Source organism: Brevundimonas sp. Leaf280 (assembly GCF_001422455.1).
GTDB lineage: Bacteria > Pseudomonadota > Alphaproteobacteria > Caulobacterales > Caulobacteraceae > Brevundimonas.
The window spans coordinates 17,264-26,980 of sequence record NZ_LMNC01000008.1 but is presented as its reverse complement, the minus strand read 5'-3'; the positions used below and the strand labels follow the sequence as shown (position 1 = coordinate 26,980).

Below are 9,717 nucleotides of genomic sequence, written 5' to 3'. Positions count from 1 at the left end.
GCTACAGTCCCAGCCGTCTGGCGCGACCTGCGATTTCCAGCAGCAGGCGTTCGGCGATCAGTTGGTCCGGCATTCCGGTCGTCTTGGTGGCGACATCGGCCGTGTTGATGCTGTCCAAGACCTCGTCCAGGGCTTCGAGCCGCCAGGAGCGCGCCTGACGCAGCATTTCCGCCTCCTGTTTCCAGAAGACGCCAGCGGCCTTGGCGGCCTCCTTGGCGTTTGCGCCGTTGGCCTGCAAGATATTGATCCGGCGTAGCTTTCCAAGATGGATCGCAGCGGAGCGAACGGCCAGCACCGACGATTCGCCCTCGGCGAAGGCGCGCCTGAGTCCCGCTTGCGCCGGACCGGGCCGCGCGCCGAAAGCCTGAAGCGCCGCGTCCGACAGGGAGGCGTCCGGCTCGACGCCAAGATGATGCTCCAGCACATCCATATCCAGCGTCTTGCCGGAGCCGGGGCCGATGAACAGGGCCAGCCGCTCGATCTCCTGCCGCATCAAGCCCCGCTCGCGCGGCAAGCGCGCGACGAAACGGTCCAGGGCGTCGGACGTCAGGCCCACCTTGTCGGCGGCCAGGGCTTCACGGACCATGCGGGCGACATCGCCGGTCTCGTCCTCGTAGCAGACGATGCCGACCGCGCCGTTTTCCTTCTCGGCCGCCTTTCTGAGCGCGGATTCGCGGCCCAGTTGGTCGGCCTCGACCACCATCATGGCGTCGGGATTGTAGCCGCCGTCGGCGTGGATCTTCAGCGCGGCGGCGACAGCCTTGTCCACGCCGGGCTTCAGCGCCGACAGACGGATGCGCACCAGACGACGGCCGCCCATCAGGGACATGGCCGTCAGGGCCTCTTCCAGTTTCGTCTCATCGCCGTCGATGTCGCTGTCGGTCAGGACGGTGACGTTGAAGGGGTCGTTCAGGTCGGGGGTGACGGTCCGGCACAGCACCTCGGCCCGTTCGGCTACGCCGGACCGGTCCTTGCCGTGGATCACCGCCGCCCGGATCGCCGGATCGGGCGCCTTCAGAAAGCGATCGATCTCGGGGCGTTTGGCCAGGATCACGGGTTCGACAGCGCCTGCATCAGATCCAGTCGGATCAGGCGAGCCAGTTCGGCTGCGGCGCGCTCCTCGCCGTCCTGCTGGGCGGCGATGGCGGCATAGGGCTGGTCGGCGGTGGCGTAGGTCGTGGTGACCGTTTCCGTGCCGCTGACAGGCGTTCCTCCGGCAGCCGGGGTCAGGGTCCAGGTCGCCTTGACCGTCAGTTCATAGCGGGTGGCGGTGTCGTCGATGCGGCGACCCAGCGAGCGGCGGTTCTGCTGGACCTCTGTCGTCAGGCGATAAAGCGGCGTCGCGCCGCGATCCCAGGCCAGGACGTCTTCCAGCTGCTCGCGCAGGCGATAGCCCAAGCGGTCGTCCTGGGTCGTGACGGCGATCCGGCGCAGGGATGAACCCACGGCCGGCTCGGCGTACATGGGCGTGAAGCCGCAGGCGGAAACCGCCAGAGACGCGAGAACCGCAGAAGTCGCCGCAATACGCATCAGCCAGCCACCAGATTGACGATGCGGTCTTTGACCACGACGATCTTCTTCACGCTCAGACCCTCCAGCCGCGCCTTGACCGTTTCGTCGGCCAGGACCAGGGCTTCGACCTCGGACGGCTCCATGCCGCGCGGCACGCGGATTTCCGCGCGACGCTTGCCGTTGATCTGGATGGGCAGGACCACCTCGTCGTCGGCCGCGAGCGCAGCGTCCCACACGGGCCAAGGCGCGTCCAGAACCATCCCGTCTTCACCCAGCCGCATCCAGGCTTCTTCGGCCAGGTGCGGGGTGAATGGGGCGATCAGACGGGCCAGCGCCGAAAGGGCCTGACGCTTGGCGTCGCCGCCGGCATGGGCGTTGTCGCGAATGGTGGCGACGAAGGCGTAGAGCTTGGCGATAGCCGAGTTGAAGCGGAAGCCTTCGACCCCTTCGGACACGGCCTTGATGGCCTTGTGCGTCTCGCGCAGCAGATCGGCGTTGGCCTTGTCTTCGCCCGCGAAACCGGCGTCATAGGTGTCGAACAGGGTCCAGGCGCGCTGGACGAAGCGGCTGGCGCCCTCCACGCCGCCAGGGGTCCACTGCACGTCCCGCTCGGGCGGGCTGTCGGACAGGACGAACAGGCGACCGGCGTCCACGCCGTGGCTTTCCAGTATCTCGGCCGGAGCGACGACGTTCTTCTTGGATTTGGACATCTTTTCGATGTCGCCGATGACCAAGGTCTCGCCGGTCGACAGCTGGCGGGCCGAGCGGACGCCGTTGTCGTTCTTGAGCTCGACGTCAGTCGGCTCGACCCAGGCGCCGTCGGCCCGGCGATAGGTCTCGTGGACGACCATGCCTTGGGTGAACAGGCCGGCGAACGGCTCCTTCACCGACAACATGCCGGCGTCGGACAGGGCGCGGGTGATGAAGCGGGCGTACAGCAGGTGCAGGACCGCGTGCTCGACCCCGCCGATATATTGATCGACAGCTAGCCAGCGGTCGGCGGCGGCCTTGTCGATCGGCGCCTCGGCCGTCGGATCGGTGAACCGCGCAAAATACCAGCTGGAATCGACGAAGGTGTCGAGCGTGTCGGTCTCGCGCGTCGCATCCGCGCCGCACGAGGGGCATTTGACGTGCTTCCAGGTCGCGTGACGCGCCAACGGGTTGCCGGGCACGTCGAAGGTCACATCATCAGGCAGGATGACCGGCAACTGATCGGCGGGAACCTCGACGACGCCGCAAGACGGACAGTGGATGATCGGGATCGGGCAACCCCAGTAGCGCTGGCGCGAGACGCCCCAGTCGCGCAGGCGATAGATGGTCTCGGCGCGACCCTGGCCGGCGGCCTCGACCTTGGCGATGGCGGCGGCCTTGGCGGCCTCGACGTCCATTCCGTCCAGGAAGTCGGAGTTGAAGATGCGGCCGGGACCGACATAGGCCTCGGTTCCGATCTCGATGGTCTCGGCGTCGTCGGGCTTGACCACCGGCGTCACCGGCAGATCGTATTTGCGGGCGAAATCCAGGTCGCGCTGGTCGTGGGCCGGGCAGCCGAAGATGGCGCCCGAGCCATAGGTCGACAGCACGAAGTTAGCGGCCCAGACCGGCAGGGTCTTGTCCGGATCGAAGGGGTGGCGGACGCGGACGCCCAGATCGACGCCCAGCTTCTCGGCCTTTTCGATCTCGGCTTCGCTGGTGCCGCTTTGGGCGCAGGCCTTGATGAAGTCCGCCACGTCCGGCCGGTGCTCCGCGATGGCCTTGGCCAGGGGATGGTCGGGGGCCAGGGCCAGGAAGCTGGCCCCGAACAGGGTGTCGGGGCGGGTCGTATAGACCTCGATGGGGTCGCGGGCGTGATTGGGTTCGCCCTCGGGAGAGGCGGGCAGGAAGGCCGGCGCCTCGGCGATGTCCCACCACAGGGTCGCACCCTTGGACTTGCCGATCCAGTTCTCCTGCATCAGCCGGACCTTTTCGGGCCAGCGGTCCAAGGTCTTCAGGCCGTCGATCAGGTCGTCCGCATAGTCGGTGATGCGCAGGAACCACTGGTTCAGCTTGCGCTTCTCGACGACGGCGCCGGAACGCCAGCCGCGGCCGTCGATCACCTGTTCGTTGGCCAGGACCGTGTTGTCGACGGGATCCCAGTTGACCACCGCATCCTTGCGATAGACCAGACCGCGCCGATACAGCTCCAGGAACCAGGCCTGCTGCTTGCCGTAGTATTCCGGGTCGCAGGTGGCGAACTCACGCGACCAGTCCAGCGAAAGGCCCAGCAGCTTGAGCTGCTCGCGCATGTTGGCGATGTTGGAATAGGTCCAACCCTTGGGATGGATGCCGCGCTCCATGGCCGCGTTCTCGGCCGGCATGCCGAAGGCGTCCCAGCCCATCGGGTGCAGAACGTCGTACCCTTGCGCGCGCTTGGACCGCGCCACCACATCACCCATCACATAGTTGCGGGCGTGACCCATGTGGATGTTGCCCGACGGATATGGGAACATCTCCAGCACATAGTATTTCGGCCGGCCGGTGTCCTTCGTGACGAAGGCGGACGCCTTAGCCCATCGGGCCTGCTGGCGGGGTTCGGCGGTCTTGGGTTCGTAACGGGCCACGGTCGTCCTGAAAGTCGAAAGGGCGCTGACGCCCTCCCGGCTCAACTAGCCCGAAGGACGACAGCGCCCAAGAAGTAATGCGTCCTAAAAACTCTTGGACGCGTCGCGCTCAAGCAGCCCGAAGGGCGGTAGCGCCTAGAAATAAAGCGAGCGCCGGCTTTAGCCGGCGTTCGACAGGTTCAGCTGTCGCGCCTTGGTCAGGATGGCGTTTTCCAGATCGGCCTCGGTCTGGGCGGCAACCGGGGCGGCGGTCCACTGACCATCGGCGCCCTTCACTTCCTTGGTCACCGTGACGTTCAGCGCGTCGGCGCGCAGACGGGTGTCCAGGATGAAGACGGTCGCCTTGAAGCGCTCGTTCGGCGTCTGGGGGTTGATGTACCAGTCATAGTTGATGACTCCGCCCCACGGATCGGCGGTCAGCAGCGGCATGAAGCTGAGGGTGTCCAGCGAGGCGCGCCACAGGAAGGCGTTGACGCCGATGCCCTGTTGCACGTTCGTCTTGGGCGCAGACTTCTTGCCGCCGACGAAGGGAATGCTCGAGCAGGCCGACAGGGACGCGCCCAGGGCCACACCCGAGACCAGCACGACCGCGACGTTCCGAACCAGGGCCTTGTTGAGGCTCATCAAGAGAAGTCTCCGTAAACTCAGGGACGTGAGAGCCCTCGCCCGCACGCGCGCACGGCATGGGGAATGCCGATTACCAGGCTCTATAACACGGCGAAAAGGGGCGATGACAAGGCGAAGTCGGTTTCCCGTCGCATCGCGCGTCGCGGTGTTTTGTGAAGGGCATGTGAGATTTCGCCGGAATCCGCCCGAATCCCGTGACGCTTGAGCCACATACGCCGACAACAATGTGCGGGAACCTTGTTATCGCCGGCTCATTGCGTTGACCGCGCAGACACCCGGTGTCTAATCGCGGGGCTCACGACCATATAAGGTCGGTTCAGGGTTGAAACGCCGCCTCATGGCGGGGTTCGAAGGGTTTGGTATGCGGTTCGGTGGTTTCCTGGCTGTGGTGATGGCGACGACGGCGATGGCCACGTCGACGTCGGCGCTTGCCCAAAGCACGTCCACCGTTTCCCTTTCGGAAGCTCAGGCGGCGCAGCGCAATGCGCCGGCGCCGCAGCGTCGCGGCCTGCGCCTGAACGACCGTGGCCGCTGGGGTCTGGATTTCAACCTGAACCAGCCCGTGGGTCGCGAGACCGACTGGGGTGATGTCGAGGCCGGCGCCTATTATCGCCTGAACGACCGCCTGCGTGTCGGCGCCGCCGCCGCCGTCAGCACGCCGGAAGCCGATCCGGCCCGCGCACCCGAAACCAACGGCCGGGCCCAGCCCCGCGTCCGTCTGGAAACAATCTTCAAGTTCTGATTTTGACTGGTCAGCGAAACGCTGACTGGATCGCATTCACCGCCGCCAGGCCGCAGGCGCCTGTGTGTGCGAGCGTTGCGGCGTTTTCCGGCGTGACGCCGCCCAGCGCATAGACCGGCAGACCGGCGGCTTTCACATGCCGTTCGAATGCCGCGACGCCCAAAGCGGGTTTGCCGGCTGACGCGCCGCCCGCCGGAAACACCGGCGACAGGATCAAGGCGTCCAAATCGCCAAGCGGCGGGGATACGCCATGCCAGGCCGCCGTCAGAATCCAGCCGGGTCGGTCCGAGCGAATGCGCGGGGCATGCTCCACAGCACGTTCGGGCAGGTGGAGCCCGTCGGCGTCGATCGCCTCGGCAAGATCCAAGTCCAGCCCGATCAGCAGTTTCACACCCCGACCGGCCGTCGCTTCCCGAAGCCGATGCCCCGTCTCGACGGCGTCGGAGGCGCCAAAGGCGCGATAGACCACGGCCGAGCCGGCGGGCAGGCGCGCCGCTGTCTCCCACGGTCTGGTCGTGCGATCCGGGTCGGTGAAGAACAGCATCGGCGGCAAGGTCGCTGCGGCCGGGCTGACAGCGGCGGCTGCGCGGTTTAGAGCGGTCGCGGCGTTCCAGAGCGCGCGCGCATCGTCGCTGTAACCGGCCGGCAGGATCATGACCTCTTCTTCCTCCGCTTTTTCCGCCCCGTCCATCGCCGAAAGGGTCGCCGAGGTGCAGGCGCGTATCGATGCCGCCTGCCATGCGGCCGGTCGGGATCCAGCGGATGTGACCCTGACCGCCGTCTCCAAGACGCAAGCCCCCGAGGCCATCGACGCCATACTGGCGACGGGTCAGCGGATCTTCGGCGAGAACCGGGTGCAGGAGGCGCAGGGCCGTTGGGCTGACCGTCGCGGGGAACTGCCGGGTCTGGAACTGCGGCTGATCGGCCCGTTGCAGACCAACAAGGCCGAGGATGCAGTCGCCCTGTTCGACGTGATCGAAACCCTAGACCGTGAAAAACTGGCGCGCGCCTTGGCGCAGGCGGGCGAAAAGCGCGGCCGATCGCCGCGCGTCCTGGTCCAGGTGAACACGGGCGCGGAGCCTCAGAAAGCCGGGGTCCTGCCCGACGCCACCGACGCCCTGATTGCGGCGGCCCGCGACACCTATGGGCTGACGCTCGAGGGTCTGATGTGCATTCCACCGGCGGATCAGGACGCAGGGCCGCATTTTCAGATGTTGCGGGACATGGCCGAACGAAACGGTTTGCCGGTCCTGTCGATGGGCATGAGCGGCGATTATGAAACTGCCATCCGATGCGGCGCGACGCACGTCAGGGTCGGAACGGCCTTGTTCGGGGAACGAAATCGACCCGAAACGCCCTCTAGCTCGTAACCCGATGTGAATATTCGCACCCCCAAGCCTTGGCGCGGGGGCCAAGCCTCGCCATTGTCTGTCCCATGCCTACGCCCAAGACCATTCTGATCATTGACGACGACGACGACCTGCGCGAGGCTTTGGCCGAGCAGTTGAATCTGCACGAGGAGTTCAGGACCCAGCAGGCCGCGACCGCGACCGATGGCGTGCGAATGGGGCGCGAGATCCGCGCCGACCTGATCCTGCTGGATGTCGATCTGCCCGACATGGATGGCCGCGAAGCCTGTCGCCTGTTGCGCAAGGACGGGGTTTCGACACCGGTGATCATGCTGACGGCGCAATCGGCGGACGCCGACGCCATCTTGGGTCTGGACGCCGGAGCCAACGACTATGTCACCAAGCCCTTCCGATTCGCCGTGCTGCTGGCGCGCATCCGCGCCCATCTGCGCAGCCATGAACAATCCGAGGACGCCGTCTTCACCATCGGCCCCTACGAGTTCCGGCCCGCCGCCAAGGTGCTGATGGACGCCAAGGGCAAGAAAGTGCGGTTGACCGAAAAGGAAACCAATATCCTCAAATACCTCTATCGCGCCGGGGCCAAGCCGGTGTCGCGCGAAGAGTTGCTGACCGAGGTTTGGGGCTACAACGCCGGGGTCACGACCCATACGTTGGAAACCCACATCTACCGTCTGCGTCAGAAGATCGAGCCGGAACCGGGCCATGCGCGTCTGCTGCTGACCGACGCGGGCGGATACCGGCTGCAGCCTTAAGAGCTCAGTCGGCCGTCTTCGGGCGGACCTTGAATAGCGGCAGGAAGATGTGGACCAGCGGGCCGATGGTCAGGGCGTAGAGCAACGTGCCCAGACCGACCGAACCGCCCAACAGCCAGCCGACGGCGATAAGGGTCAGTTCAATGGCCGTCCGCACCCATTTCACCGGCCAGCCGGTGCGCGCGACGATGCCGGTCATCAAGCCGTCGCGGGGACCGGGACCGAGCCCGGCGCCGATATAGGCCCCGCTGGCCACGCCGTTCAGGACGATGCCGGCGATGAGCAGGCCGGCCCGGAGCGGTAGGCCCAGGTCGGACGGGATCCAGTCCAGACCAAAATTGGCGACCGTGCCGATGACCAGAACATTGGCGAAGGTCCCGATCCCTGGTTTCTGGCGCAGGGGAATCCATAGCAGCAACACGGCCATACCGATCAGATTGACCACCAAACCGAAGCTGATCCCGGCGGGTTTCGCGAACCGCTCGAACACCCCTTGGTTCAGCACGTCCCATGGATCCAGACCGAGATCGGCGCGGACGATCAGGGCGATAGATAGGCCGTAGAGAAACAGGCCGGCGAAGAGCTGGATCAGGCGACGGGTCATAAATCGATCCGATGCGCCAAACTGGCTATCAAAAACAGAGCCAGTTATGCCATTCTGGCCCCATGTCGTCGCGGTCGATCGGTCTTGTTTCTCTGACGCGCCACCTCGGCGCCTGGCGGTCGCCGGGCGCAGGCGCAGCCTATCGGCAGCTTTCAGGCGCGATACGACTGCTGATTCTGGATGGCCGACTGCCCTTGGCGGCGCGTTTGCCCGGCGAACGGGAACTGGCCCAGGCGCTGGGCCTGAGCCGAACGACCGTCTCGGCCGCCTACGGACGCTTGCGGGATGACGGGTTTCTCACCGGCGGGCAGGGCGCCGCCGCACGCACCAGCCTGCCGAACGGACCGGCGCCGCGTCATGAGGCGACGCAAACGGACAAGCCCGGTCTAATCGACCTGACCGCCGCCGTCCTGCCGGCCGATGCCAATGTGCATGCAGCCTATGTGCGGGCGCTGGAGCGATTGCCGGCGAACCTGCCCGGACACGGTTATGAGACGGCGGGGCTGGAGGAGTTGCGCGAAGCGGTGGCGGCTGGCTATCGGCGGCGCGGCCTGGCGACCTCTTCGGGTCAGATTTTGATCACGCACGGCGCGCATAACGGCCTGGTTCATCTTCTGCGCCTGACGACGCGCCCCGGCGCCCCGGTGGTGTTCGACCATCCCACCTATCCGCAGGCGATCGACGCCATCCTGGCGGCGGGCGGTCGCGCCGTGCCCGTCGCCTTGCCGGACGGCGAGGGCGAGGAGGGTTGGGATGTCGAGGGTCTGATTGCGGCCTGCCGCAGCAGCAACGCGGCGATGGCCTATCTGGTGCTGGACCACAACAATCCTACGGGACGGATGATGCGGGCGGCGGACCGGACGCGCTTTCTGGCGGGGCTGAAGGGGTCGGAAACCTTACTGGTGCTGGACGAGACTCTGGTCGAACTGACCTTGAGCGGACCTCCGGCGCTCAGCGCCTCGGCCGTCGATGCGCCGCGGATGGTCAGATTGGGATCGATGTCCAAGAGCGTCTGGGGCGGTTTGCGAATAGGCTGGATCCGCGCGGACCGGGCGGTGATCCAGCGTCTGGCCCAAAGTCGCGCCAGCTTTGATCTGGGTGTCCCGATCCTGGAGCAGCTGGCGGCGGTCGAACTGTTGAACGACGGCGGCAAGGCCCTGGCGGCGCGCCGGCCCCTCTTGCGCGCCCGGCGGGATCATCTGCGGGCGCGGCTCGCTGAAAAACTGCCTGACTGGGTCTGTCCCCGCCCGGCTGGGGGATTGTCCCTGTGGGCGCGCCTGCCGGGGCCGATCAGTTCCGCTCTCACGATCGCGGCCGAGGCCGAAGGCCTGCGCCTCGCCGCCGGTCCGCGATTCGGCGTCGACGGCGCCTTCGAACGCCGGCTGCGCCTGCCCTATACCCTGCCGGAAGATCAGCTGGACGAGGCGGTGGTCCGGCTCGGGCGCGCGGCCAGAAAGGTCGGCCGGGGTCGAAAGGCGCCGGCGTCGGTCAAGCCGGTCGCCGTCTATTGAGG

10 protein-coding genes are annotated in these 9,717 nt (G+C 66.5%); 4 read left to right on the top strand and 6 right to left on the bottom strand.

What is annotated here, in order from left to right:
• Position 1: 1 nt before the first annotated feature.
• From holA to ASF31_RS13165, 4 genes are all read right to left on the bottom strand, one after another.
• A complete protein-coding gene (gene holA / locus ASF31_RS13180) occupies positions 2–1,054 on the bottom strand; it encodes a DNA polymerase III subunit delta (RefSeq protein WP_055755068.1) in 1,053 nt (350 codons plus the stop codon).
• Positions 1,051–1,530 carry an LPS assembly lipoprotein LptE gene (lptE, locus tag ASF31_RS13175; RefSeq protein ID WP_055755067.1) on the bottom strand — a complete coding sequence of 160 codons (480 nt, stop codon included), beginning with the start codon at positions 1,528–1,530 and terminating at the stop codon, positions 1,051–1,053. The genes holA and lptE overlap by 4 nt, the downstream gene beginning before the upstream one ends.
• Complete coding sequence (gene leuS, locus ASF31_RS13170) at positions 1,530–4,109, bottom strand: leucine--tRNA ligase (RefSeq protein ID WP_055755066.1); 2,580 nt, start codon at positions 4,107–4,109, stop codon at positions 1,530–1,532. Before leuS ends, lptE begins: the two co-directional genes overlap by 1 nt.
• Before the next feature lie 159 nt (positions 4,110–4,268).
• Positions 4,269–4,733: a DUF3576 domain-containing protein gene (locus tag ASF31_RS13165; protein ID WP_017505409.1), complete on the bottom strand. Its 465-nt coding sequence runs from the start codon at positions 4,731–4,733 to the stop codon at positions 4,269–4,271.
• 325 nt (positions 4,734–5,058) lie between these two features.
• Between ASF31_RS13165 and ASF31_RS13160 the strand changes: the two genes are divergently transcribed.
• The gene (locus ASF31_RS13160) at positions 5,059–5,478 is read left to right on the top strand and encodes an NtrZ family periplasmic regulatory protein (RefSeq protein WP_235551340.1); all 420 of its coding nucleotides are present in this window, start codon (positions 5,059–5,061) and stop codon (positions 5,476–5,478) included.
• Positions 5,479–5,488: 10 nt separating this feature from the next.
• Here the strand turns inward: ASF31_RS13160 and ASF31_RS13155 are convergent, their stop codons facing one another.
• Positions 5,489–6,133 carry a thiamine phosphate synthase gene (locus ASF31_RS13155; protein WP_055755064.1) on the bottom strand — a complete coding sequence of 215 codons (645 nt, stop codon included), beginning with the start codon at positions 6,131–6,133 and terminating at the stop codon, positions 5,489–5,491.
• Between ASF31_RS13155 and ASF31_RS13150 the strand changes: the two genes are divergently transcribed.
• Both ASF31_RS13150 and ASF31_RS13145 read left to right on the top strand, forming a co-directional pair.
• The gene (locus ASF31_RS13150) at positions 6,132–6,848 is read left to right on the top strand and encodes a YggS family pyridoxal phosphate-dependent enzyme (RefSeq protein ID WP_055755063.1); all 717 of its coding nucleotides are present in this window, start codon (positions 6,132–6,134) and stop codon (positions 6,846–6,848) included. The genes ASF31_RS13155 and ASF31_RS13150 overlap by 2 nt on opposite strands.
• Before the next feature lie 65 nt (positions 6,849–6,913).
• The gene (locus ASF31_RS13145; protein ID WP_055755062.1) at positions 6,914–7,600 is read left to right on the top strand and encodes a response regulator transcription factor; all 687 of its coding nucleotides are present in this window, start codon (positions 6,914–6,916) and stop codon (positions 7,598–7,600) included.
• Between the two features lie 4 nt (positions 7,601–7,604).
• On the opposite strand, the gene ASF31_RS13140 is transcribed toward ASF31_RS13145, so the two are convergent.
• Positions 7,605–8,204 carry a YitT family protein gene (locus ASF31_RS13140; protein WP_055755061.1) on the bottom strand — a complete coding sequence of 200 codons (600 nt, stop codon included), beginning with the start codon at positions 8,202–8,204 and terminating at the stop codon, positions 7,605–7,607.
• Between the two features lie 62 nt (positions 8,205–8,266).
• Between ASF31_RS13140 and ASF31_RS13135 the strand changes: the two genes are divergently transcribed.
• A complete protein-coding gene (locus ASF31_RS13135; RefSeq protein WP_055755060.1) occupies positions 8,267–9,715 on the top strand; it encodes a PLP-dependent aminotransferase family protein in 1,449 nt (482 codons plus the stop codon).
• Positions 9,716–9,717 lie beyond the last annotated feature (2 nt).

Bases quoted from the DNA above. Each gene is read 5' to 3' on its own strand.
- lptE (WP_055755067.1), bottom strand. From the start codon at position 1,530: ATGCGTATTGCGGCGACTTCTGCGGTTCTCGCGTCTCTGGCGGTTTCC.
- ASF31_RS13165 (WP_017505409.1), bottom strand. From the start codon at position 4,733: ATGAGCCTCAACAAGGCCCTGGTTCGGAACGTCGCGGTCGTGCTGGTC.
- ASF31_RS13150 (WP_055755063.1), top strand. From the start codon at position 6,132: ATGACCTCTTCTTCCTCCGCTTTTTCCGCCCCGTCCATCGCCGAAAGG.
- ASF31_RS13155 (WP_055755064.1), bottom strand. From the start codon at position 6,133: ATGATCCTGCCGGCCGGTTACAGCGACGATGCGCGCGCGCTCTGGAAC.
- ASF31_RS13145 (WP_055755062.1), top strand. From the start codon at position 6,914: ATGCCTACGCCCAAGACCATTCTGATCATTGACGACGACGACGACCTG.
- ASF31_RS13140 (WP_055755061.1), bottom strand. From the start codon at position 8,204: ATGACCCGTCGCCTGATCCAGCTCTTCGCCGGCCTGTTTCTCTACGGC.
- ASF31_RS13135 (WP_055755060.1), top strand. From the start codon at position 8,267: ATGTCGTCGCGGTCGATCGGTCTTGTTTCTCTGACGCGCCACCTCGGC.